The organism is Levilactobacillus fuyuanensis, from assembly GCF_003946395.1.
GTDB classification, from domain to species: domain Bacteria; phylum Bacillota; class Bacilli; order Lactobacillales; family Lactobacillaceae; genus Levilactobacillus; species Levilactobacillus fuyuanensis.
The window spans coordinates 1-23,818 of the sequence record NZ_RHNZ01000027.1 but is presented as its reverse complement, the minus strand read 5'-3'; the positions used below and the strand labels follow the sequence as shown (position 1 = coordinate 23,818).

The window sequence follows — 23,818 nt, the reverse complement described above, 5'->3', positions numbered from 1 at the left end:
GAATAGCTCATCGATTGTTGTTACTTTATTTTCATAAAAGCGAATTGACTTCGCAAATATTGTTTGGGTTTGATACCTAGTATCAAACCGCCCTACACATATTTGGTTTGTCGAAACAATGTTCAGTTTTCAAAGGTCTACTTAGTTATCAGAGAAGCAATCGCTCCGTGACAACTTTTAAAGTATATCATGTTGTGAATTTCGTGTCAACATCTTTTTTCAACTTCTTGAATATTTATTCAACATTCAAGAAGTAATGAATGACGGATGAAGCACGTCTTGACAACATAAATCATTCTATCAGTTGCTGTTTAACTCGTCAAGCATTAATTTCAAATTTGTATGACTATTCAGTAATTTGTTATTTATGCATTGGCCGTCTCAAACAGCAACAGGTAATATCTTATCAATCATCTCAAGCTAGGTCAAGAGAAAAAACACAATAAACTAAAAAAAGAATCCAGAAGTAATCTCTGAATTCTCAAATGATATCGTAAAAGCCTATTTTAGCGGGCTTTTGCACATTATTCTATTTATCTGCAAACCGTTGAACCGGTATCCGCTGTTCGCGCGCCGTAATCTTAGCGACGAACTGATCCAGAATCTCAACCATGACACTTTCCTCAGTAGCATCAGTTAATGCCACCTTTGTACGAGCCGCGTGTGGAATTCCTTTAAGGTAATAAGCAACCTGTGTTCGAAAGTCCATTGGTCCTTCTTCAGGTCCCCTGGCAAGGCACAACCGATGCAGATGTTCCTTGGCCAGAGCCACCTTCTCTGCCACAGTTGGCTCCGGTAAAAGTTCTCCCGTCTCCAGATATCGATTGACCCGTCGCAACAGCCATGGATTACCCATTACAGCTCGACCAATCATCACGGCATCAGCACCGACCTCATCCAGCATGCGCTTAGCATCCTCTGGCGTGCGCACATCCCCGTTTCCCATAAAAGGAACGGTTAAATGCTGCGCAACCTGGGCCAAAATATCCCAGTCCGCATGGCCTTGATACATCTGCTTGCGGGTCCGTCCGTGCATAGCCACTGCTGCGGCCCCCGCACTTTCAGCGGCCAAAGCATTCTCTACCGCATAAACGTGATAGCTATCCCAGCCCGTGCGCATTTTGACCGTCACCGGCTTATCGACTGCGGCCACAACCGCGGCAACCATGTCGTGAACCTTATTAGGGTCCAGCAACCATTTGGCACCCGCCTCGGTATTCACAACCTTATTCACCGGACATCCCATGTTAATGTCGATAATATCCGCGGATGTCTGTTGGTCCACGTACTGTGCAGCCTGGACTAAAGTCTCCTGCGTTCCGCCAAAGATCTGAATACTCATGGGATGCTCGCTAGGATCAACGGCCATCATGTTGAGTGTCCGCTGATTCTGATAGTGAATTCCCTGACCAGAGATCATCTCACACTCGACGAGTCCGGCACCAAAGTCCTTGCAGATCCGTCTGAAGGCGACGTTAGTCACACCCGCCATAGGCGCAACGACCACGCGATTAGGAATTTCAACATCACCGATCTTCCAAGTCATCATGAACGCCTACTTTGTTTGAGCTTCGGCCAGGATCTGCCGTAAATCATCTTCGGAGAATTGATACTTCGTTCCACAGAAATGACAAACGGCTTCGGCACCGTGGTCTTGATCAATCATCTCTTTAATAGCTGCTGGTTGAATCGCAGCCAAGGACTTGGCAAAACGGTCCTTGGAACAGTCACACTTAAAGCCAACGGGCATCTTCTGTAAGATCTTGATCTGTTCGTCTGGGAACAGGAGCTTCAGAATATCTTCTGGCTTCTGGCCATCCAGTAACAGCTCAGAGACCATTGGCATTTCCTTGATCCGATTCTCTAGACGTGAAATGGCTTCGTCAGAGGCACCGGGCATGACTTGAATCATGAACCCCCCAGCAACCTTGACCGTGTTGTTCGGTTGCACAAAGACGGAAACGCCAACCGCACTAGGAATCTGTTCGGACTTTGCTAAGTAGTAGGTAAAGTCTTCACCCAATTCACCAGAAATCAAAGGCACTTGACCCGTGTAAGGTTGACCCAGGCCTTGGTCCTTGGTGACCGTCATCATCCCCTGGACACCCACGGCCTTCTTCACGTCAATCTTGTGCTTCTCGTTCAATGGTAAGCTAATGTGGGGATACTGCAGGTAACCCTTAACTGTCCCGTCAGCATTCCCGTCGGCCACAATAGCCCCAACAGGTCCGTGACCATTAACCTTGACTGTCAGTGTTTCTTTCCCCTTCAGTAACGAGGTCGACAACAGCATTGTCCCAATCAGGGTCCGTCCCAAAGCAGCCGTAGCTGAGCTCCAGGTATCATGGCGTTGCTGTGCCTCAGCGACTGTTTCCGTAGCGTCTACCACGTAAGCTCGGAACATCCCATTATCAATCAAACTTTTTACTAAATAATCTGCCATTAAATATAAACGTCCTTTCATTGCACTTTGTCATGCCCTACATTACCAGAAAGTTCGGGATTTGCAAAGATATAGCTAACCTCTGACTTGAATTTTCTGAATGAATTTTCCACCCATTGCGCACATTGGCTTACTCGCCAACAGAGATTATGTGCTCCATGAGTCACGAAAAGGTCCGAGACAGCCGTCCCGGACCTTAGTTCGTTGCAATTATTCGGAATGGTCGGACTCATCGTGATCGTCTGGCGCTGCCGAACTTGCGGCTGAGCTAGCTGGCTCTGCTGCAGATTCAGTATCACTTGAGGCGCTAGAAGCTAACTTAGCTTCAGTAGAAGCTTGACGTTCTGCTTCACGGCGTTCAAGTTCACGCTTAGACTCTTCGAAAGTTGCCGCCTTTTCGCTAGGGAATTCGTTCCCGTTGTCCGTTTCAGGCATCTTCCCGGTGTTAAACAAGCTGAGAATTTGCTTTTCGTCCAACGTCTCGTATTTCAGCAAGGCATCCGCAATAATCTTGTGTTCTGCTTTGTGTTCTTCCAGAATCTGACGGGCAGTATCGTGCGCTTCCCCGATGATCCGGCGAACTTCACTATCAATTAAGTTAGCGGTATGTTCCGAGTAAGTTGGTTGACCGGTATAGCCAGCCCCTGCAAATGGTTGTCCGCCAGCACTTTCCAGTGCGACAGTCCCCAGTGCATCACTCATCCCATATTGGGTAACCATGGAACGGGCAATTTGCGTTGCCTGTTCAAAGTCATTGGAGGCGCCAGATGATTCGGAGTGGAAGATTAACTCTTCAGCCGTCCGACCACCCATTAACCCGGCAATCTGTTCCATGGCATCCTTCTTGGACATCAGCATCTGGTCTTCACGTGGCAACATGATAGCGTATCCGCCAGCACGCCCACGAGGGACGATGGTTACCTTGTGGACCACGCGGGCGTCGTTTAAGACTAACCCAACGATAGTATGCCCAGCTTCATGGTAAGCAACCGTCTTACGTTCATCAGGACTGATGACCCGATCCTTCTTAGCAGGCCCGGCGATAACACGGTCTTCGGCTTCATCCAAGTCAGAAGCATCGATCTGTGTCTTATTCCGTCGTGCAGCTAATAAGGCCGCTTCGTTCAGCAGGTTTTCCAAGTCAGCACCCACGAACCCAGGCGTTTGCTTAGAAATTTCCTTCAAATCAACATCATTGGCTAATGGCTTGTTCTTGGCGTGAACCTTCAAGATGGCTTCACGCCCCTTAACATCTGGCCGACCAACGAGAATCTTCCGGTCAAACCGACCTGGACGTAGTAAGGCGGGATCCAACACATCGGAACGGTTCGTAGCGGCCATGACAATGACCCCTTCACTCCCCGTAAACCCGTCCATTTCAACCAGTAATTGGTTCAACGTTTGTTCACGTTCATCGTGGCCACCGCCCATGCCGGCACCCCGTTGACGACCAACTGCATCGATTTCATCAATAAAGATGATCGAAGGTGCAGCCTTCTTGGCCTGTTCAAACAGATCCCGGACACGACTAGCCCCGACACCGACGAACATTTCCACGAAATCTGAACCAGAAATCGAGAAGAATGGTACCGCAGCTTCACCAGCAACGGCCTTCGCCAGTAACGTTTTACCAGTACCAGGAGGACCCTCCAGCAAGACACCAGATGGTATCCGGGCACCTAACGCCACAAACTTACGTGGATTCTTCAAGAACTCAACAACTTCAACAAGTTCTTGCTTTTCCTCTTCCTCACCAGCAACGTCGGCAAAGCGAACCTTGTTCTCCTTGCTATCGGCTGGTTTGGCCTTACTCTTCCCAAAGCTCATGACCTTGCCATTGCCGCCGCCTTGGCCGGCTTGACCCATCATCATGTAGAAGAAGAAGAAGAAAATAACTAGTGGCGCAACATAGACTAACAAGTTAATCCAGAAGCCACTCGACTCTTCCGCTTTGGTGTTCATCTTAACATTGTGGTTCTTAGCAACCTTATCAATCTCAGAAACCGTTGAGTTATTGGTTAAGACTTGTGTGCTAAAGCTAGTCACTGCTGTGCTCTGTGAGCCGCCGAGACTAAATCCGGTGTTGGTAGTGCGCTTTTGCGCGTTCCGATATTCCCCGGTAATCTTGTAAACTCCCCCAGATGGTTGAATGGAGAATTTCTTGATCTTGTTTGCATTCAGATCTTTAACAAATTGACTCGATTGGATCTCTTGAGTTTGAGAACTGTTGCCGTTACCGTTGAACAGGTAAACTACACCAATGACCAACAAGAAAATCACAATGTAAAACAGACTATTACGGAACAGTCCATTTCGTCGATTATTCATGTCGTGCCTCCTCACTCACAGTTCCCAGCATCTACTGTAGGAACGAATTTTTAGAGCATATGCCCCTTTGACTAAATAAGATGTTATCACAATTGACTATCATTGACTAATTATTTATCTGAATAAACGGATGGCTTCAAAACACCAACGTACGGGAGATTCCGATATTTTTCTTCGTAGTCCAACCCATAGCCAACCACGAATTCACTTGGAACATTAAACCCAACGTAATCCGCCTTAGCTTCAACCACACGACCACTTGGTTTGTCCATTAACGTGCAGACCCGAATGGAGTTCGCTTTCCGGTCTTTCAACAAGTCTTCCAGGTACTTCAATGTCCGACCAGTATCGATAATGTCTTCTACTAAGAGGACGTCGCGCCCAGCAACATCGGTATCCAAGTCCTTCAATAATCGAATCGTCCCGGATGACGCCGTACCACCGTTATAGCTAGAGACATCGATGAAGTCGATTGTTGCATAGATATCCATATCGCGAATAACATCTGTCATAAATAGAATAGCACCCTTCAAGACACAAATGATTAATGGTGTCTTATCCCGGTAGTCTTCTGAAAGTTGCGTACCTAACCGTTTACAAGCCGCGGCAATGTCTTCCTCACTATAAAGGACCTTTAAAATATCGTTATTCATGCTGTTCCCCTTTCGCCTATTCATGCTCTAATTTGATGTGATAGTTTCTTGTGTGCGCGCGTTGCGGCTGGACCGCCCATTTCACACCCAGCGCCGCAATCACTTCGTCTTGCGCCGTCACGAGGACTGGCACGGCCGCCCGTTCTTCGCGGGGAACCTTGGCATTGATCAATGCCCGCCGCACCGTCTGGTGATGTCCACTACTTAATCGCAACCGATCCGTTGCCTGCCACGACCGTACCCACAATGGGAATTGATCCGCTGTCAGAGCGACGACCTCGCTTGATGATAAGTGATCACGGCTGTCCGTCGTGAAACAGCCAAGTTGCCAGCCATTCCCCAACGCTCGCCATTGGTTTAATACTACCATAAAACTAAAAACTTCCTTGGATTTTTGCCGGAAATTTTCGAATTGATTGAATGTAAACGTTCCATACTTTTTAACCAGTGACCAGCCGGCTCCCAAATCAACTGTCCCGGTTGGGTGTTGCCCATTCGCCAACAACTGCTCACACGCCTGGCGCACACCAGGTTCCGTGCTTAAAGTCGGCTGGCACTGCTTGATTAGTCGGCTCAAAATTAGCTGACGCTGAGCAGTTGGTTGCTTGAGAAAATCCTGTGTGTCAACGACGACTGGATCTTGTTGACGCACAATCTGTGCCAAGCTGTCGGTCACGGCCTGATCTGCCACTTGAAGAACATCTTGCAGCTGGTCCGCATAGTCCAATAAGTGCCGCTCAACCTGCGGATTTTCTTGCCGCATGGCCGGTAAGAGCTGTAAACGCACTCGGTTACGGCTAGCCGTCAGCTCACGGTTCGTGGCATCCTCATACCAAGGAATCTGCTGTTGCTCGGCATACGCCCGCAACATGGACTTGGTAAAGGGCAGGAGTGGCCGGATCAGTTGCCCGTTGTGAAACGGTCGACTGGCCGCCATTCCCGTCAGCTGTTCAAGTTGACCACCCCGCATCAATTTAAACAGAATCGTTTCCGCCTGCTCATCGGCCTGATGAGCGGTCGCCAACCAGTCAGCATCTTGCGCCACCAACTGTTTGGCAAAGAATTGATAACGAAACTGTCGCGCAGCATCCTCAATTCCATGAGTGGGTTGTTGATCTTTGGGCCAAACGGTCACGACCAACGGGATCTGGTGTTGTGCACACCATTCCTTGAGAAATGCCGCCTCCGTTCGACTCTGCTCACGTAACTGATGATTCACGTGAACCACCGTTAACTGGGGGCGCTGGTCGACCGGTAGCTGGGCAAATAACATCAGCAACACCATTGAGTCGACCCCGGTCGACACCGCAATTAAACCGTGTTGCTGCGGATCATTCCAGCCATGCAACTGGCAATTGCGTTGAAAGTCCGTTTCCAGTGACACGGGCGCTTCCCCTCTTTCTGGTTATGAAAAAGGGCCGCACAAGTGCGGTCCTCTTCATCTTGATGGCACGTTAGTCTGCTGACTAACTCCGCCGGCCACCACGGCCGCCACGTTTGCCTTCAGTGTTTCGTTTAATCGTTGCCAGACGGTCCTCACTCGACTTCAAGAACCCTGACATCATGTCGTCAAAATTTTCTTTATGGGGAGCCGCTTGATGGCCCGAGAATCGGCCATTAGCTGAGCTATGGTGAGGCCGGGGACCGTTATTTTCAAACCGCCGACCGTGCCCATGACTTTCGCCACCGTGATTAGCAGCACTATTGCCACTACCACGATGTTGTTCATGATCCCGGTGTTCATTGTGACTACTATGATGTGGCCGATCACCAGCCGGATGATCCGTCGCTTTGCGAATCGACAAACCAATCTTCCCATCGTTACCAACAGTCAACACCTTGACCGTTACTTCGTCACCGACGGACAAAACGTCATGGATATCCTTGACGTAACCGTCAGAAATCTCACTAATGTGCACTAGTCCGGTCTTGTGGTCGCCTAAATCAACAAATGCACCAAAGTTCGTAATTCCGGAGACCTTTCCGGAAACTTTAGCTCCAACCTCGATTGCCATAAAAAAGAAGTTCCTCCTTAAAATAAGTGCTTTCAGTATAACACAATTTACCACATTTCCACACGAGAAAAGCTAAAAAGAAAGTCCGTTAACCGATTTTTCTGACCCGCCGGAAAGCCCGTTAAATTAACTTTCGCACCACTTATTAGTTTCCGGGTTCACTTATGTCACCTGGTAGCCAATCCGTTTGCCCGTTAAACCGGGAAATGACCGCTTCATTTTTGTTGGCTTTTTTTCTGGTCAATCCACGATCACGCAATTCCCGGTGGCAGTCATTTTTCGTTGGTTTGAATGTTCGCTTCCCTCTTTGCAAAAACCGATGGCAATGCCTCGAATAATGACAGCAATATTCTTTTGTGAATACCTTCATGCTACCCCCATTCACCAAAAAAGTCACAACAAACTCTCAGCAAACGCTCATGAATTAAAAAAGATCCGCCAGTTCAAGACGAACTAGTGGATCTTTAACTGAACTATTTAACGGTCACATCACTCGCATGGTCACCGGGTAAGCTGTAGATAGTCTCCCCGGACTTCGAATAATAGTACTTCGAGCGAACGAGCCGGCCCAAATAGTCTTTGTTGTTTAATTGTTTGATTTGTAATTGAAGCTTGTGATCTGTGGCCTTCGTGGCCGCCAGCTTTTGTTTGCTGGTGGTCACTTCTTGCCGCACGTGATGCAGGCTGGCATTAGTCCGAACGAGTTGAATGCCTAGGACGACTGCAAACACAGCAAAGATGGCAAGGATGCGCGTTGCCCGCCGCATCCGACGTTTGCCGAGCCATTGATGATGGTGAACCGTTGCCTGTTGGCGGTCCAGTCGCCGGGTATAGTCATTTTCTAAACGTTCGATCTTCGCCGGTTTCGGTTTTACGTCAGCCATTTTCCACTCACTCCTCAGTTTTCACCAGATAGTTTAACTTGAGTATAGCAAGTTTCAATTTACGCGTCTACCACGTTTAGCATAATGTAAAACATTCGTCATATTTAACCTAATTTTCTTGTCGAAAATCTTGAGCGTAGTCTTCCTTGACGATGGTGTACATCCGTTCGGCGTCATCCTTCTTCGTGGTTTCCAGCAATTCATTAACTTTGACCGTTAATGTTTTGTTACCGAACTTAATAACCAACTCATCATTTGTCGCCACATCACTTGAAGACTTGGCCACCTTGCCGTTGATCATGATCCGACCCTTGTCGGCAATTTCCTTAGCGACTGACCGCCGCTTGATGATCCGTGAAACTTTCAAATATTTATCTAATCGCATATTATTTTCCTCCGTGTTGACTAAGTTGTTGCCATAATCTTAACACACTCTCGCCGTGGGGAATCGCTAACCACTCCCGGACCGATAATAAATGCCACTTGAGCGCTAAACCGATAAAGAGCAGTCCCCCCACAGGAATCGTGACGAGCAAGCCGCCACCGATGGCCAAACGACTGGTCATCAGGGCTGGCCACCAGTGTTCCAAAACGGCTACGGTGAGCCGAACGCCGAAGACCATCAGGATGGTACAAGCCAATAAAATTCGAATGTACGGCTTGGTCCAAATGCCCGAGCGCAAGGTCACCGCAGACCCGTACCAGATCACGACTAATATAGCTCCCAAGCTAATCACTGTCAGCCAGCTAGCGCCGGTCGCCCCAAAGTTGCGAACGGCCCAGTGATTGACGATAATTTTCACTGCTAAACCAGTCGCTAAGGCTACCACGGTCAAACGGTACTGGTCTTGGCTCTGCAACACACTGTTATAGGTCTGAATCAACGTTGCCAAAATGATGCTGAGCATGTAGACTGCCAGCATGCCTGAGCCTTGGGTATCCCCAAACAACAGTCGGTTGATCCACGGCATCAGACTGATCAGTCCGGCCGTAGCTGCCACAGCGACCATCAAGGCAATCCGCATCATGGTCGTGGTCAACCGCTTAAAAGCTGCGGGTCGACGCTCCTGTTGCGCCGCTGTCAGGGCTGGCAGCAGTGAGGTCGCAAAGGCCACCGCCACCACCAATCCTAATTGGACCAGCGGCTGGGCGCGGTCATAGACCCCCTTGAGACTCTTGGCTGCCAGATCACCCATACCCCCGGCGACCAGACCATTTTTAACCGTAAATGAATCCACTAACTGGAGGAGGACCAACATCGCCGTCAGGAGACACAGGGTTCCCCCCTCAATCAACAGACGCCGACCGACGTGCGGCAGTCTCGCCACTGAGGCAACATCACGCCGTCGCCAGCGAGGCAGCACCAATAAAGCCGCCACTGCAGCAATTGTGCCCCCGCTCAGCGCCCAGGTGCCCATCGTATAGACGGACCAATCGTGGCTGGTCGCCCAAGCAGCAGCCACCAGAATCACGACGACCCTGACTAACTGCTCGACAACTTGTGAGCGCGCCGTGGGTAACATTTGAAAGCGGCCTTGGTGATAGCCCCGGCCCACCGACAGCGCCGGCATGAACAGGAACATCCAGGCAACCATCTGTATCAGCGGTGCGAGGTGACTGTCTCCCATCCCCCGAGCGATGCCGGGTGCACCCACCATCAAGCCACCGAAGATGACTAACGCCAGTCCCCAGAGCCATCGATAGACCTGCCGGGCCACTTGTTGTTGGCTGGGCAAGTCCGGTGCTTCCGCGACTAATTTGGAGATAAATACCGGCAAGCCGCTCAACGCAAAGGTCATGCCAATGCCGTAGAGCGGATAAACCTGCTGATACACGTAGAACCCGGTGTTGCCGACCATGTTCTGAAACGGCACGCGGTACACGGCGCTCAGTAGTTTGGCAATGAACGCCGCGATGGAAAGAATCAGGGCGCCTTGCAAGGTCGTATTCACGTTGCGGTTGCCCATCGATTCTCCTCCTTATGGTTTCACACTAAATTGCGGATTACCGCGCCTTACCGGGTGGTGTAAATAGGCCGGGACGCGGTGGGCGGACGCCTAGAGCCATAGAACGGTCTCTAGGCTTGCTTTGAACCTCTGAGAACCGAGTTTCAAAGTCACCAATTTTCTAAGCGGCAGAGTCGGCCGCTAAGAAAATTCCCACGGCTGAACCTATTTACACCACTCTCACGGCTCATACTGTTTTAGCCAAATCACCAGGTAGTCCTGTACTCACCATCCCTGCGGTTGACACAGTTTTAGCGCATGATACTCTCGTTCTTATTTATAGCTAAAATTTGAGTGTTGATGCAGTCTTGACTCTACGACATAGTCGCCAACTAAGACCGCATCAACTTACTACTTACTGCCCAGTCTCTACTTTCAGTTGAGACCAGTGACATCACGCCACATAACTCGTCGAAACAAGCTAACTACTTCTCATCCGCCTTAGGCTTCGTCATCAGCACCACGATGTCGCGAAGGGCGCCCATGAACAGTTGGACCTGTGGTAACCAGTCCTTAACCGTCATGTTAGGTTGCAAGACCAGCTTGACGTGCAGACGATCGTTATCGACTGCGACCGTCGCCTTCAGCTGCGTGGCGGCTAACGCCTTGAAGACGTCCTCGCCACCTAAGATGTTAGTGCCTTGTTTGGAGATCGTCACAAAGACATCCCCGTTGACTCGACGAATCTTGTCGACCAACGCGAGATCGGCCGCCAACTTCAATTGACCGATTGTCAGGAGTTGCGCGACACTCTCCGGATAGTCACCGAAGCGGTCGATCAAGTCAGCCTGAATTTCACTGACCTCATCGTCACTCTCCAGCTGGCGAATCCGTTTGTACATTTCAATCTTCTGTTGTTCATCTTCAATGTAATCGCTCGGCAGGTAAGCTTCGACACCCAGTTCAACCGTGGTATCGGTCTTCGGCTGCGTCTTCTTTCCCCGCTTCTTAGCAACCGCATCACTTAACATTTGCGTATACAAGTCATACCCCACGGAGTTGATGAATCCATGTTGTTGTTTACCCAACAGGTTACCAGCACCCCGAATAGACAGGTCTCGCATAGCAATCTTGAAGCCGGACCCCAGTTCGGTGAAGTCCTTGATGGCTTCGAGCCGCTTCTCGCTGACTTCCGTCAAGACCTTGTTTGGCTTGTACGTGAAGTAGGCGTAAGCCACCCGGTTGCTCCGCCCGATACGACCCCGCAATTGATACAACTGTGAGAGGCCCATCCGGTCGGCATTCTCAACGAACAGCGTGTTGGCATTGGGAATATCAATCCCGGTTTCGATGATGGTCGTGGTGACCAGCACATCGTAATCGCCCCGCAAGAAGTCAAAGAGAACCCCTTCCAGCTGAGCTTCGGTCATCTTCCCGTGAATGTAGCCAACCCGCGCCTCTGGCACCAGTGCTTGAATCTGGCTGACGGTTTTTTCAATGTCATCCACCCGATTGTGCAGGTAGAAGACCTGACCGCCCCGTTGCATTTCGCGCCGGATGCCATCCTGGATGGCCCCAGCGTTCTGTTCCATGACGTAGGTTTGAATAGGGAATCGGTTAGCCGGTGGCGTTTCGATCACAGAGAGGTCTCGCACACCCAACATGGACATGTGAAGCGTCCGTGGAATTGGCGTCGCCGTCAGCGTCAGCACATCGACATTGGCTTTCAGCTGCTTCAATCGTTCCTTATGCTTGACCCCAAATCGCTGCTCCTCATCGACCAAAACGAGGCCGAGGTTCTTGAACTTCACGTCTTGAGACAGCAAGCGGTGGGTCCCGACCACGATATCCAATTGGCCGCTCTCCAAATCCTTGATCGACTGGTGAATCTGCTTAGTCGTACGGAACCGTGAAAACATTTCAACGTTGATCGGATATCCTTCAAACCGGTTGATCATGGTGTCATAGTGTTGCTGGGCCAGAATGGTCGTTGGCACCAGGAAGGCCACCTGTTTGCCTGCTTCGACCGCCTTAAAGGCTGCCCGCAGTGCTACTTCGGTCTTCCCGTAACCCACATCCCCGACCAATAGACGATCCATTGGCCGGGCTTTTTCCATATCGTGCTTCACTTCGTCGACAGTCCGCAGTTGATCGGGCGTCTCGGCGTAAGGGAAGTCATTTTCAAAGTCCGTCTGTAAGCTGTCGTCCTTGGGAAAGGCGAAACCCTTTTCGGCTGCCCGCTTGGCATAGAGGTCGACCAATTCATCGGCGATGTCCTCAATCTTGGCGGCAACCTTACTCTTGGTCTTGGCCCACTCGGAACCACCCAGCTTGTTGATCCGGGGCTTCTTGTCCTCGGAGGACACATACTTCTGAATCAGATTCAACTGGGTTACCGGGATAAAGAGTTGCGCGTTGTCCTGGTAGTCGATGGTCATGTAGTCTTGGTGCACGCCATCCACCGTCAACGTCTGCATGCCGATGAATTTCCCAATCCCATGGTTCACGTGAACCACGTAGTCTCCGGGCTTTAGGTCGGTATAACTCTTCAGCCGTTCGGCATTGGCCATCGTCTGCCGCCGCGCACGCTTCTTCGTGACCTTCTGGAACATTTCAGCTTCGGTGATAACGACCAGATTGGCTTCTGGCAGTTCGAACCCGGTTCGTAACCGTTCGGGCACAAGCTGGGTCAAATTATTCTGTAAATTTTCTTCCTTCGTTAAGACGGCTTGAATTTCAAAATCGTCCAGCGTCTCTTCGATCTTAGCGAGGCGCTCCTCGTCTTGGACCAGTAAGACCACCGTTTCCTTCTGCTTGCGCCAGCGGTCAATCTCAGTCTTCATCACAGGGAGTTGGCCGAAGAACTGCTGCATGGCTCGCGTCACAACGTTGGTGACCGCCTGGAAGCGGAGGTTACCCATCCCCTTCTGGAACAGCGCCAGCATGACCTGCGCGTGCGGATCATCCTTGATGATTGGCCGTAATTCACCACCAAACGTTTGTTGCGCAAAGATCTGGTGATGGGTCAACTTATCCGTGGCCCAGTTGGCTTCGTCTTCCAGTAACTGCCGTTCGGCATCCTGTAGACGCGAATAGTCCCCAAACAGCGCCAATCCATTAGCCGGTAAGTAGTCCAGCAGTTGGTGATGTTCCGGGAACAAATAGTCGGCGAACTCCATGAGTTGGGGATCAACGGACCCCTTCCGCAAACCATCGACCAGGGGCTTCACCTGGTTAGTCAGCGTGGTCGTGGCATCCTCATCCAACTTGGCGACCTGTTGCGTCAGTTCAGCCATCAGAGCATCCGCCCCGGCGGCCCGTTCGTCGGCCGTTAAAATAAAGTCGGTGGCTGGCAGAATTTCCACCTCATCGACATTTTCAATACTCCGCTGCGTGGCGGGATCGAAGTACCGGAGGGAATCCACTTCGGTATCGAAGAAGTCCAGCCGAACCGGATAGTCTGCTGCCAACGGATAAATATCAATGATTGATCCCCGCACGGCGAAGTCGCCGGGACCCGCCACCAGCTTCTGATGGGTGTAGCCCATCCCAAAGAGCCGTTGTTGCAAGTTCTCGAGGTCAAAGTCGTCACCCGCTTTAACGGTAAAACGAGCCGCCGCAAAGTTCTCGGGTGCCGGTAAGAACCGCCGTAGTCCGGATAACGCCGTCACGATAACGACCGGTCGCTCGCTCTGCAATGCCCGCAAGGCATCGATTCGTGAAGACCGGTATTCCGGTGAACTCGTGGCAACTTCGGCCGCTAGCAGTTCTTCAACGGGGAATTCGAAGAGTTCATTTTCATCTAATAGGTTGGCCAGGTCGTCGACAAGTTGCCCCGCGTGATACAGGGTATCCGTCACGTAAACGATCGACCGTTGCTGGTCGTGGAGCAGACTGGCAATGAACAACGTCTCCGCGGAACCGTTGAGTCCGGTCACCAATTGGCGTTGCCCGGCCCCTAAGGTTTGGCGGATCGTCGCGTATGCCGGCGTCTGCGTCATAAATGCTTCTAAATTCACGAGATAACTTCCTCTTCTTAGTTGTACTTATTCATTAACTGAGTGAATTCCGTCCCACTCAGCCAATCATCCAGCGCTGCTACGGCTTTGTCCGCAGACTGGTTGAAGAGTGGCTGTTGTTCCGTGGTGAACTTGGTCAACACGTAGTCGACGACGGACATCTTCTCGGGATGGCCGGTACCCACACGCAGGCGTTTGAAATCCTTGCTGGAGACGTGGGCAATAATACTCTTGATTCCGTTGTGGCCCCCGGCTGAACCGTGATCGCGCAGGCGGATGTGGCCCACGGGCAAGTCCATGTCATCGTGGACGATAAAGATGTCATCCAGGTCGATCTTGAAGTAATCCATCAGAGGATGGACCGCGCGTCCGGATTCGTTCATAAACGTCGTGGGCTTCACAACCAGTACCTTTTCACCATTCACAATACCGGTCCCGTAACGGGCGTCCAGCTTGCGGGTGGTCAATTCGATCCCGTGTTGCTTGGCAAATTCATCGACAACCATAAAACCAGTGTTGTGGCGCGTTCCGTTATATTGAGGACCAATGTTTCCTAAACCAACGATCATTTTCATGCTTACTAATTTCTCCCTCTTATCACAATAGTTCTATTTATTTAGCGTGGGGTAACCGAAGCCTGACAGCATCTAATACAGCTGTCCGCCCACGATGACACTTGCATCCGTATCTAATCTGGTTATCTGCGTCCCAAGCCGGTGGCAGACTCATCACTAGCTTCCATCATACTGGCAAGCGAGCAAGGCACACAAGACTTCGTTGCTTAATATATGAAATAATTAATCTTAGCCAATTCTGTCCACAGGAACCCCGACCCACACCCTATCGGACGGTTAAGACCACCGATAATTGTGGGCCACAAGGTATGCGAGAAACAAAAGAGCTGGACGGTCGCGTTTCTCCCCGTTCAGCTGGCGCAAATTATTCTGACGATACCAAATTAACACCCCTGAGTATAGCATAGTCGCCCCGCCACTGCACCGATTCTGCCCATGGTGAACCGTTTCACTAAAAGAAAACGCTGTCTTCACAAATTTTCAAGCCCGGCCGTGGTCGGCCTCTGGTTTACATGTTATACTTACAAGTGGGTATTTTTGCGTACCTTGATGTCAAAAATTTATTAGGAGATGAATGGATTTGACTACTAAAAACCATCAAAAAGTAGTTCTCGTTGGTGACGGGGCCGTTGGCTCTTCATACGCTTACTCAATGATGAACCAAGGTTTAGCTGAAGAATTCGTGATTGTGGATGTTATTAAAGATAGAACTGAAGGAGACGCCTTAGACCTTGAAGATGCTCAAGTCTTCACTGCCCCTAAGAAAGTCTACTCCGGTGACTACTCTGACTGCGCCGATGCTGACATCGTCGTAATCACTGCTGGTGCCCCACAAAAGCCAGGCGAGACGCGTTTGGACTTGGTTAACAAGAACTTAAAGATCTTGTCTTCAATCGTTAAGCCCGTTGTTGATTCCGGTTTCGATGGTATCTTCGTGGTTGCTGCTAACCCAGTTGACATCTTAACTTACGCTACTTGGAAGTTCTCAGGCTTCCCAAAGGAAAAGGTTATCGGTTCAGGGACTTCTTTGGACACGGCACGTTTACGCGTTGCTTTGGCTAAGAAATTCAACGTTGACCCACGGAACGTGGACGCCTACATCATGGGTGAACACGGTGACTCCGAATTCGCTGCATACGACGAAGCTACGATCGGCTCCAAGCCATTGATGGCCATTGCCAAGGAACAAGGCGTGACTGATGACGACTTAGCTAAGATCGAAGACGACACGCGGAACAAGGCTTACGAAATCATCAACAAGAAGGGTGCCACTTTCTACGGTGTTGCAACCTGCTTGATGCGGATTACCAAGGCTATCTTGCGTGACGAAAACGCCGTATTACCTATCGGTGCTGCTTTGAACGGCGAATATGGCTTAGATGACATCTTCATCGGTACGCCTGCCGTTATCAATGGTAGTGGTTTAGCTAGCGTCATCGAAGTTCCATTATCCGATAAGGAAAAGGACTTAATGGCTAAGTCAGCTGCTACTTTGAAGCAAGTTACTAAGGACGGTTTAGCTGCCCTCAAGTAATTCAACTCTTACTTTGAAATCGTCGTTCCTGCGGGAGCGACGATTTTTTGTCGCTTCTGGTTTACCATTTCCACAGCATACCCGCTGCACCCGGCAAGTACCATCACAATCGACAGTCTCAGTCAGAATCCGAAGAAATTTAGAATTTTTTTGACTTTTACCATATCGCCTCCCCTGTTGCACCTCGGGTCCCCATTTGTTCGTTATTAAATGACTGGTACTCTAAAAATACCACCGTAATTATTACCGACTCTTTATTCACAAATTCCGGACTAGTTCCTAAGCTATCGCTGTTCAGACCATACACGACTTGCGCACAAGTTTACAACCAAAAGGTAAATCCTTTCACCGCCGTAACCGTCGACACCAATAACCTTAAATATTAACATTAGAAAATTAATTGTTTACGAAAGCGCTAACAACTGGGCAGTAAGATTGTTATTTAAGGTAGTTTGAAGTAAGCTAGGTTTATGCTAGTACGTGATCGTTAAGGACGACGACTTTCCTTCCACTGGCTTATTTTAGGAGGTCACTACCAATGAAAAAGAAAACCGGCTTCATAATCGGCATCGTGACCGCAATTGTCGCGGTCGGTGCGATTTACGTAGGCCAAGCTTATCATTATTCCTCAGCCAAGGTGTTCTTCAAGGATACCGAGATTGCTGGGGTCAACGTCGGCGGCAGTACCGCCGATCAAGCGGCAACGAAACTCAAGTCCGCGCTCAAGGATCAAGAATTAACGTTAAAGGACGGCAGTAAGACCGTTACGACTTTCAAAACCCAAAAGGTTGATTTGAAGGTCACGTCCAAGACGGCTTTACGGCAGTTAATTGCTAAGCAAAACGTCTGGTCTTGGCCGGTTCACGTCACGACCGCCACGGCTGACAGCATCAAGCTGAACGCCAGCAGCGCCAATCAGGAAAGTGTCAAGACGTTAGCCGACACTATTGCTACCAAAGCAAATGCGACCCGGACAGCTGCCAAGGATGCTTCGTTTACCTATAAAGATGGGCAATACGAGGTCACCAAGGAACAAAACGGGAACCAGTTGGATTCGGCTAAGCTCGCGACATCTATCACAGACGCCATTGAAGAGGGCAAAACCACGGTCAACGTTTCCAAAGATTATCTCAAGCCAGCGGTAACGACTAAGAGTACTAGTTTCAAGACGGCTAAGGAAAAGGCCGTTGCCATTACGAAGGAAAGTTACGTCTACAAGTTAAGTGGCCACAAGATCACCATTCCTGCTGAAACGTTAGCCAGTTGGTTAACGCTCAAGGATGGCAAATTGGCAACCAACACTGCCGCCATTAAAAGCTACCTGACCAAGCTCAGCAGCAAGTATGGTACCATCAACAAGACCCGGACTTTCAAGTCCACCAAGCGTGGGACGGTCAAGGTCAAGGCTGGCCTTTACGGCTGGAGCATCAAGGTTAAGTCCGAAACACCAACCCTGAGCAAACTGGTCTTAGATGGCAAAGGCATGTCACGGACACCTGCTATTCAAGGGAGTGGTTACCACAACAATGGTACCGATATCGGTAATTCCTATGTGGAAGTCGACAAGGTCAACCAGCACATGTGGGTCTACAAGAACGGTAAGCTCGTGGTCTCCACGGCAGTTGTTACCGGTCTGCCAACGACCGCTCACCACACTCCAAGTGGTGTCTGGGTAATCTGGAGTAAGCAACGCAACACCACGTTACGTGGTAAGAACGACAACGGGTCCAACTACGCCTCTAAGGTTAAGTACTGGATGCCTGTCGATGACACCGGTGTTGGAATTCATGATTCGCCTTGGCAACCGCAATACGGGGGCACTTGGTATAAGAGTCACGGGTCACATGGCTGTGTCAACACGCCACCTTCCAAGGTCGGCGACGTTTATAAAAACGTTAGCGTCGGAACACCCGTCGTTATCTTCTAATGAATTTCTAAAAAAGTCGCCACTCGATTTCATACGGGTGGCGACTTTTTATAATTTTTTTCATAACCCTTGCAGGCCGTCCCTTCTTTAGGAAAACTTTCCTCGTCTTTCACGAAAAAGAGCTACCATTTACGGGGGGAACTATGGTATTATTAAAGGAGATTATTAGAAGTTTCTAATTTTAGGAGGTCACTGCTATGCTGCTAAAATCCCTAGTGAAACCGAAAGAACGGTTAGTTACGGTTCGCGAGGACGTCACCCTGGAACAAGCCCTGAAAGTCTTGGAAGACTCGGGCTATCGGTGTGTGCCGATCCTGGATGAAACCGGACAGATCTTCCGGGGAAATATCTATAAGATGCACATCTATCGCCATAAGTCTCGGGGCGGCGACATGCAGCTCCCGGTGACGTCATTACTGAAGAACGCTACGAAATTCATTTCAGTCAACGCTGCCTTCTTTAACGTCTTCTTCTCCATTAAGGATTTACCTTACATCGCCGTGTTAGATGACAAGAATGCCTTCTACGGTATCTTGACCCATACCCGTCTGATGGACATGTTATCTCAATCCTGGAACGTGAACATCGGAAGTTACGTGATCACCGTCGTTTCAGCTGGTGAACGCGGTGACTTGGCTGGTATGGCTAAAATCATCACGAAGTACACATCGATTGCCAGCGTTATCAGTCTGGATGCTCAGGAAGGTGAATTGGTTCACCGGACCATGTTCACCCTTCCCGCCGAAGTTGACGAAGAAAAGCTGGACCGCATTGTGAAGGCCCTCGAACGTAAGGAATTCCATGTTCCTGAAATCGAAGACTTACGCCACGAAAGCTAAAACAAACGCTATTGAATCGCCCCACCACTACTGGCGGGGCGATCTTTTTGTACACTGGTATCTTTTGTGAATGACCGCTCGCCTGCGTCAGACAGGGTTCCACCTGCTGTGGGGCCGCCTCCAGCCAAAGAGCTGGCTTCCAGCTCACCTTGAAGCCACGAAGACCATGTGTCTCCAAGATGTCCCGTGCTGTAAGGCCGGGAAGAATCGACCGCCCGGCCCAACACCACCGTCACGGCCGGCTCCACCCTGTCTGCCTCCGGCTATACGTTGGCGTTCTCAACTAATATTCATTAGAAATAGCAACCGCGCAGTAGTATTGACCAACGTAAACTGTCACTGCATATCTTTCGCGGCTAGCTTAGGCAGCCTCAAACAATTCAGTGATACCCCTCATTCCAAACAACGCCAATATCGGGTTAGCTGCCAACTGAAGCCAGAGGATGCCAGGGCGGAGCGTGCTGTGACGGCGGTGTTGGCTGGTGTCTTTCGCCAGCCTACAGCGCGGGACGACCTGTGAGACCCGGATCTTTCGGGGCTTGCAGGCGAGGTCAAAGACCGCCCCTCAGGCTTTGACCGTTCCCCACAGCAAGCGGAGCCCTGGCAGCCGCAGGCGAAATTGATAGCTAACCCGAAAATTGGCAACAAAAAAGTCCAGAACAAAAAGTCCTGAACTTAACTGTCACTAAAATTGCTATGTAGTGCGGGTGTTGCTTCGTTTCCGCTTCTTCTTCGACTTATCCACCAAGCCCACGCTAGTTGCCAAAGCAGCATCGACCGCTGCCATGGTCTTGACATCCAAATGGGTCACCTGGTCCTTTAACCGTTGCTTATCGATCGTTCGAATTTGCTCAAGCAAAATGACGGAATCCCGCTCAATACCGGTTCGATCCGCCGAAATGCCGACGTGTGTCGGCATTTTCGGTTTCTCAATCCGGGCGGTGATTGCCGCCACAATTACGGTTGGACTGTAGTGGTTCCCCACGTTGTTTTGGACGATCAGGACGGGACGCATACCGCCCTGCTCCGAACCAACGACTGGTGATAGGTCGGCGAAGAACACATCACCGCGTTTAACTTCAACACGGGCCATGGGCCGCCATCCCCTATCTACTTATTCTGTTCTATTTTTTAATGTTGTGTGCGACGAAACTTGGTTAAGCGCCGTTCGGCTTCTTCTTCGCACGGCGTAAAGATTCGAGCAATATCCTGATTGATGAGGGCCATCGCTTGATACCCTGCAATTAACGAAAGTTTATCAGCTGCAGCTGACCGCAACGGTACCAACGCTTGACGCTGGACCCTCTTGGAAATGTGTAACCGTAAAGTTGGTCTGTCTAATTGCTGAGAACGGATCATGATTTTCCTCCTAGGTTGTGAATACATCTCGACTCATATAGTTTACCACGAATCACCTAACCTGGACACTATAACCCGTCTAAATTAATTCAGATACCGCCGAGGCAACCGCCCGGTAAAGCCACAAGCAATCTCGTAATGGATGGTCCCACAGTAATCGGCAACGTCTTGCAACGTAATCTCAGCACCATGATCTTGACCCACTAGGGTAACCGTTGTGCCCCGCGAATAATCATGGGGTAAGCGAACCATCAATTGGTCCATGCAGACGCGACCAATGATTTCACAAGCTTGGCCATCGACCAACACGTGGAAGCCTTGCAACCGGCGTTCGTAACCATCAGCATAACCAATTGGCACGGTGCCGACCCATTCGGCTTGATCAGCGGTATAGGTGGCGCCGTAACCCACGGAATCGCCAGCCGCAATCTTCTTCGTGAAGACCAATTCACTAGTCAAGCTCAAGGCTGGCTGTAACGCATATGGCACTTCGATGGCCGTCCCGGAAGGATTCAAACCGTAACCGGACACCCCGAATCGGACCATGTTGTCGTTACATGCCGCGTGCCACAGGCTCGTTGCCGAGTTGGAGACGTGAACGTAACGGGGCCGATGCGGTAGATTATCCGTGAGCGTATGCCATTTAGCCACCTGCTGCTTGAAGTAGTGGTCATCTGGGCTGTCCGCCGTGGAGAAATGGGTGAAGATGCCTTCGAAGTCTAGAGTTGACTTGTGTTGCCCTAAAAAGTCAATGGCCGTGGCCAATTCGTCGACCGTCCGAAAACCAATCCGTCCCATCCCGGTATCTAAGCCTAAGTGAACGTGTAGGGGTTCTGCCGTCGGCTCTGCGAGAGCCAAGTAGGCCTGAGCATCAGACAACCAGTCCGTTGCCGCAACCGTCGTAGAGATTCTCTCAGCTGCCATTAACGGTGCATCGGCTGGTGAGGTCACCCCTAAAACCAGAATAGGTTCATTAAAGCCGGCTGCCCGCAATTCCAAGGCTTCATCCAAAATTGCCACACAGAATCCAGTCGCCCCAGCGTCCTTAGCCGCTTGAGCAACCTGGATTGCCCCATGACCGTAACCGTTGGCCTTAACGACCATAAACAGTTCACAGCCCTCATCTAACCGCTCAACCTCCGCGTGAATGTTGTGCCGTAACGCAGCCCGGTCAATGACCAATTGCGTTGGGCGGTGTACCCCAACTACCATTACGCTTGCCCTCTTTCTAAAATGACCTGAGTCATGACCACGGTCGCCGTATGTGAGATTGAAACGTGGGCACGCCCGGTAAAGGGTTGCCGCAACACAATGGGCTGACCAGCATCGTTATCGCGAATCTCAATGTCTTGGAACCCAACTTCCCGGCCAATACCAGTTCCCATGGCCTTGCTGTAGGATTCCTTGGCGGACCAACGGCCAGCGATAAATTCCACTGCCCGTTGCCCGCTCAACTCCTGATAGTCGCCCAACTCGTCAGGCGTCAAGACCCGTTGTAAAAACTGTGGTTGCTTAGCCACAACGTCCTTGACCCGTGCCAAATCAGTAATATCGATACCAGTCCCGTAGATCATGATGTCACCTCTCCATAATGTCTAGGTTATATTCTAGCACAGCCGTGCCGAATTGACCCCCACAACTTAACTGGTTGAGCGAAAACATAAACTAATCTAAAGGTGTTGGCGAATGGACTCTAATTTAAGCCACCCTAAAGCAATAGTGTTCAGATCGATAACTCGCAGAGATAGCAAACCTTTCGTGGATGAAACCATTTTAAACCATTGGAACCACCCCCTTTCACAGGTTCTGTCGGAACCTTAGCAACGACTAGTCACCTTAGATGGCAAAAGTGCCGGTAGACCACCACGACTGGGGAATCCACCGACACTTTCACAATTCACCTTTTCCTCCAAAGCAACCCTACAGCTGAACGGACTCTCTGATCCGCAGCTGTGCGGCAATGGGACTACGCGTCGGCATGGCATCTACCGGCAGTACTTCGACCTGCCCACCGCGTTGCGAGACCAGCAACGCGAGGTCGTTGTACAAGTTATTCTGCCGACTCAGAGCCGTCGCCGTCATCACGTCACCACTCTCTGTTAAGTGACCGGGATGGCTGGCGTCGTCTTGAATCCACAGCTTGGCGATCTGCCCCTGCACCGCAGCAGTTGCCAAGGCCCCCAGGTCCTGCACGACTTGATTCTGTTGCCGAACCTTGTCATAAGCATCCTGGCGAATCTGTGTGGCCTGGACGTGGCGTTGGTCGTTCACGCCGACCGTTAACGCCGCCAAGGTCTGGTTAGCCGCCGCCAAATTCGGATTCTGCACGACCCGAACATTAGCGTCCAGATAAGCATTCTGCGAAAGTTTGCGGAAGTTCCCCTGGTTGTTAGCCGCCGCGACGAGAATCAGTGGCACCTGGTCGACGTTTGAGAAATGCTGGCTCACATAAGCATCGACTGCCATGAAGTAGTTACGTTGATCGGCAGCCTTGCTGGCATCCAGCGTTCCAGTCCCGCTGTAGTGGGTACTGTCTCCAGCAGACCGTTGCCAACGTCCCCGGTCACGGAGCTCACTACCCAACGCTTTTTCTAAGGTCGTTGGGGCCTCCACCGGTAAGTTAACCAATTCAGGCCGACCGCTACGAACTTGCGCCAGTTCAAAACCTTGACTATCCAGTAATAGTAGATCGTAGTCACTCGTCAGGTCTCGCGACTGTAAGATTGGCAGGACATTGGGCTGGTAGGTCACGGTCACAGTCGATGCAACCGCGGTGTGCAACCAGTAGTGATAACTCTCCGTGGCCCCCGCCATGATCAACAGGCCCCGAGCACTCCCATTAGTCAGTGGGCCATGTTCATATGGCGCAAAGGATTCTTCATACGCAGACCAGGCGCGGTTAGGCGCAACTTTTTCAAGTTGCCGCTTCCCTTCTTTGAGTAAGCTATTGAATTGCGTCCGGTCAGTCGCCGGCACGCCAGTTACGGGTAAGATCATGGTCATGAATGGTCCTGGCTTAGTGGCAAGAGCAGTCGCAGCGTGTAAGTCAAAATGATTGGCCATAAATGGTAACCTCCGTGGGTGTTTGTCTAGGATCAGCGTCTTGGATAAGATTTCTCATATCGTTTCGATAAGAGAATAATACCATGCAGCCGAATAGAACGCAATAGCAAATATCCTCTCACAAATTGATTTGTGGGGTAAGCTGTTTCACAATATGGTTCTAAAATATCTGTTGTTGGTAATCAAACGAATTTGATTACTGGCAACGGATGTTTTTGTATAATCAAAGAATG

Annotated in this window: 19 protein-coding genes; 3 read left to right on the top strand and 16 right to left on the bottom strand. The window is 50.4% G+C overall.

What is annotated here, in order from left to right:
• Window positions 1-529: 529 nt before the first annotated feature.
• The 11 genes from dusB to pth form a co-directional block, all read right to left on the bottom strand.
• Window positions 530-1,546: a tRNA dihydrouridine synthase DusB gene (gene dusB, locus EKM73_RS11735; protein ID WP_125702042.1), complete on the bottom strand. Its 1,017-nt coding sequence runs from the start codon at window positions 1,544-1,546 to the stop codon at window positions 530-532.
• 9 nt (window positions 1,547-1,555) lie between these two features.
• A complete protein-coding gene (hslO, locus tag EKM73_RS11730) occupies window positions 1,556-2,443 on the bottom strand; it encodes an Hsp33 family molecular chaperone HslO (RefSeq protein WP_125702041.1) in 888 nt (295 codons plus the stop codon).
• 210 nt (window positions 2,444-2,653) lie between these two features.
• Complete coding sequence (gene ftsH, locus EKM73_RS11725) at window positions 2,654-4,771, bottom strand: ATP-dependent zinc metalloprotease FtsH (RefSeq protein ID WP_125702040.1); 2,118 nt, start codon at window positions 4,769-4,771, stop codon at window positions 2,654-2,656.
• A gap of 110 nt (window positions 4,772-4,881) precedes the next feature.
• Window positions 4,882-5,424, bottom strand: a complete 543-nt coding sequence (gene hpt, locus EKM73_RS11720; RefSeq protein ID WP_125702039.1) for a hypoxanthine phosphoribosyltransferase — start codon at window positions 5,422-5,424, stop codon at window positions 4,882-4,884.
• Between the two features lie 16 nt (window positions 5,425-5,440).
• Window positions 5,441-6,808 carry a tRNA lysidine(34) synthetase TilS gene (tilS, locus tag EKM73_RS11715; protein ID WP_125702038.1) on the bottom strand — a complete coding sequence of 456 codons (1,368 nt, stop codon included), beginning with the start codon at window positions 6,806-6,808 and terminating at the stop codon, window positions 5,441-5,443.
• A gap of 82 nt (window positions 6,809-6,890) precedes the next feature.
• Window positions 6,891-7,439: a S1 domain-containing RNA-binding protein gene (locus tag EKM73_RS11710; RefSeq protein ID WP_125702037.1), complete on the bottom strand. Its 549-nt coding sequence runs from the start codon at window positions 7,437-7,439 to the stop codon at window positions 6,891-6,893.
• 473 nt (window positions 7,440-7,912) lie between these two features.
• On the bottom strand, window positions 7,913-8,323 hold the full coding sequence (locus EKM73_RS11705; protein WP_020090278.1) for an FtsB family cell division protein: 411 nt from the start codon (window positions 8,321-8,323) through the stop codon (window positions 7,913-7,915).
• Window positions 8,324-8,432: 109 nt separating this feature from the next.
• Complete coding sequence (locus EKM73_RS11700) at window positions 8,433-8,708, bottom strand: RNA-binding S4 domain-containing protein (protein ID WP_020090279.1); 276 nt, start codon at window positions 8,706-8,708, stop codon at window positions 8,433-8,435.
• A gap of 1 nt (window position 8,709) precedes the next feature.
• Window positions 8,710-10,290, bottom strand: coding sequence for a polysaccharide biosynthesis protein (locus EKM73_RS11695; protein ID WP_125702036.1), 1,581 nt, complete (start codon window positions 10,288-10,290; stop codon window positions 8,710-8,712).
• A gap of 464 nt (window positions 10,291-10,754) precedes the next feature.
• Window positions 10,755-14,288, bottom strand: a complete 3,534-nt coding sequence (gene mfd, locus EKM73_RS11690; protein ID WP_125702035.1) for a transcription-repair coupling factor — start codon at window positions 14,286-14,288, stop codon at window positions 10,755-10,757.
• A gap of 17 nt (window positions 14,289-14,305) precedes the next feature.
• The gene (pth, locus tag EKM73_RS11685) at window positions 14,306-14,863 is read right to left on the bottom strand and encodes an aminoacyl-tRNA hydrolase (protein WP_125702034.1); all 558 of its coding nucleotides are present in this window, start codon (window positions 14,861-14,863) and stop codon (window positions 14,306-14,308) included.
• 574 nt (window positions 14,864-15,437) lie between these two features.
• Here pth and EKM73_RS11680 point away from each other — a divergent pair.
• The 3 genes from EKM73_RS11680 to cbpA all read left to right on the top strand — a co-directional run bounded on the left by EKM73_RS11680 (window position 15,438) and on the right by cbpA (window position 19,163).
• Complete coding sequence (locus EKM73_RS11680; RefSeq protein WP_125702033.1) at window positions 15,438-16,397, top strand: L-lactate dehydrogenase; 960 nt, start codon at window positions 15,438-15,440, stop codon at window positions 16,395-16,397.
• A 538-nt stretch (window positions 16,398-16,935) separates the two neighbouring features.
• A complete protein-coding gene (locus EKM73_RS11675; protein WP_125702032.1) occupies window positions 16,936-18,324 on the top strand; it encodes a L,D-transpeptidase family protein in 1,389 nt (462 codons plus the stop codon).
• Window positions 18,325-18,521: 197 nt separating this feature from the next.
• The gene (gene cbpA / locus EKM73_RS11670) at window positions 18,522-19,163 is read left to right on the top strand and encodes a cyclic di-AMP binding protein CbpA (protein WP_057732787.1); all 642 of its coding nucleotides are present in this window, start codon (window positions 18,522-18,524) and stop codon (window positions 19,161-19,163) included.
• 694 nt (window positions 19,164-19,857) lie between these two features.
• Here the strand turns inward: cbpA and EKM73_RS11665 are convergent.
• The 5 genes from EKM73_RS11665 to EKM73_RS11645 all read right to left on the bottom strand — a co-directional run bounded on the left by EKM73_RS11665 (window position 19,858) and on the right by EKM73_RS11645 (window position 23,585).
• Window positions 19,858-20,256, bottom strand: coding sequence for a type II toxin-antitoxin system PemK/MazF family toxin (locus EKM73_RS11665; protein ID WP_020090454.1), 399 nt, complete (start codon window positions 20,254-20,256; stop codon window positions 19,858-19,860).
• Between the two features lie 38 nt (window positions 20,257-20,294).
• Window positions 20,295-20,522 carry a hypothetical protein gene (locus tag EKM73_RS11660; RefSeq protein ID WP_125702031.1) on the bottom strand — a complete coding sequence of 76 codons (228 nt, stop codon included), beginning with the start codon at window positions 20,520-20,522 and terminating at the stop codon, window positions 20,295-20,297.
• Window positions 20,523-20,606: 84 nt separating this feature from the next.
• On the bottom strand, window positions 20,607-21,734 hold the full coding sequence (alr, locus tag EKM73_RS11655; protein WP_125702030.1) for an alanine racemase: 1,128 nt from the start codon (window positions 21,732-21,734) through the stop codon (window positions 20,607-20,609).
• Entirely contained in the window at window positions 21,734-22,096 is a 363-nt protein-coding gene (gene acpS, locus EKM73_RS11650) for a holo-ACP synthase (RefSeq protein WP_125702029.1), read from the bottom strand. Before acpS ends, alr begins: the two co-directional genes overlap by 1 nt.
• 346 nt (window positions 22,097-22,442) lie before the next feature.
• The gene (locus tag EKM73_RS11645; protein WP_125702028.1) at window positions 22,443-23,585 is read right to left on the bottom strand and encodes a baeRF6 domain-containing protein; all 1,143 of its coding nucleotides are present in this window, start codon (window positions 23,583-23,585) and stop codon (window positions 22,443-22,445) included.
• Window positions 23,586-23,818 lie beyond the last annotated feature (233 nt).

What these genes read in the sequence shown, in the direction of transcription:
- dusB (WP_125702042.1), bottom strand. Translation starts at nt 1,546, where the DNA reads ATGACTTGGAAGATCGGTGATGTTGAAATTCCTAATCGCGTGGTCGTT.
- hslO (WP_125702041.1), bottom strand. Translation starts at nt 2,443, where the DNA reads ATGGCAGATTATTTAGTAAAAAGTTTGATTGATAATGGGATGTTCCGA.
- ftsH (WP_125702040.1), bottom strand. Translation starts at nt 4,771, where the DNA reads ATGAATAATCGACGAAATGGACTGTTCCGTAATAGTCTGTTTTACATT.
- hpt (WP_125702039.1), bottom strand. Translation starts at nt 5,424, where the DNA reads ATGAATAACGATATTTTAAAGGTCCTTTATAGTGAGGAAGACATTGCC.
- EKM73_RS11710 (WP_125702037.1), bottom strand. Translation starts at nt 7,439, where the DNA reads ATGGCAATCGAGGTTGGAGCTAAAGTTTCCGGAAAGGTCTCCGGAATT.
- EKM73_RS11705 (WP_020090278.1), bottom strand. Translation starts at nt 8,323, where the DNA reads ATGGCTGACGTAAAACCGAAACCGGCGAAGATCGAACGTTTAGAAAAT.
- EKM73_RS11700 (WP_020090279.1), bottom strand. Translation starts at nt 8,708, where the DNA reads ATGCGATTAGATAAATATTTGAAAGTTTCACGGATCATCAAGCGGCGG.
- EKM73_RS11695 (WP_125702036.1), bottom strand. Translation starts at nt 10,290, where the DNA reads ATGGGCAACCGCAACGTGAATACGACCTTGCAAGGCGCCCTGATTCTT.
- pth (WP_125702034.1), bottom strand. Translation starts at nt 14,863, where the DNA reads ATGAAAATGATCGTTGGTTTAGGAAACATTGGTCCTCAATATAACGGA.
- EKM73_RS11680 (WP_125702033.1), top strand. Translation starts at nt 15,438, where the DNA reads ATGGATTTGACTACTAAAAACCATCAAAAAGTAGTTCTCGTTGGTGAC.
- EKM73_RS11675 (WP_125702032.1), top strand. Translation starts at nt 16,936, where the DNA reads ATGAAAAAGAAAACCGGCTTCATAATCGGCATCGTGACCGCAATTGTC.
- cbpA (WP_057732787.1), top strand. Translation starts at nt 18,522, where the DNA reads ATGCTGCTAAAATCCCTAGTGAAACCGAAAGAACGGTTAGTTACGGTT.
- EKM73_RS11665 (WP_020090454.1), bottom strand. Translation starts at nt 20,256, where the DNA reads ATGGCCCGTGTTGAAGTTAAACGCGGTGATGTGTTCTTCGCCGACCTA.
- EKM73_RS11660 (WP_125702031.1), bottom strand. Translation starts at nt 20,522, where the DNA reads ATGATCCGTTCTCAGCAATTAGACAGACCAACTTTACGGTTACACATT.
- alr (WP_125702030.1), bottom strand. Translation starts at nt 21,734, where the DNA reads ATGGTAGTTGGGGTACACCGCCCAACGCAATTGGTCATTGACCGGGCT.
- acpS (WP_125702029.1), bottom strand. Translation starts at nt 22,096, where the DNA reads ATGATCTACGGGACTGGTATCGATATTACTGATTTGGCACGGGTCAAG.
- EKM73_RS11645 (WP_125702028.1), bottom strand. Translation starts at nt 23,585, where the DNA reads ATGGCCAATCATTTTGACTTACACGCTGCGACTGCTCTTGCCACTAAG.